The 290-nt window shown below is 41.7% G+C and carries 1 pseudogene; it reads left to right on the top strand.

The features are described 5' to 3' along the window. A pseudogene (locus ABDZ53_RS04715) lies at positions 1-290 on the top strand (hypothetical protein); the annotation flags it as partial.

The following is a 290-nucleotide window of genomic DNA, read 5'->3' on the forward strand; positions in this document are numbered from 1 at the left end:
AACTTATCCGGTATGCTAAGTCCAAATATGCTGAACACGGAAACTGTGTGTTCAAAAAACGAACAGTCTCATGGAACAATCAGAACTATACGGTCACTCCAAATCATCTCGCTTTTCCTATTATGCAAAAAGGCAAATCAAAGAGAACGGCTATTAAAGCTGTGCTAACAAGTGATCAGTTTGAGCTGTTATCTCAGTCGAAACGGGGAGCGATGCGTATCACCAAAAAAGGCTACCATTGGATAGCTCAGATTGCTTATCACATTTTGCCGTCTGAGACGACAGGAACA

The sequence above is a fragment of the Alkalibacterium iburiense genome, assembly GCF_039521845.1.
Taxonomy (GTDB): domain Bacteria; phylum Bacillota; class Bacilli; order Lactobacillales; family Carnobacteriaceae_A; genus Alkalibacterium; species Alkalibacterium iburiense.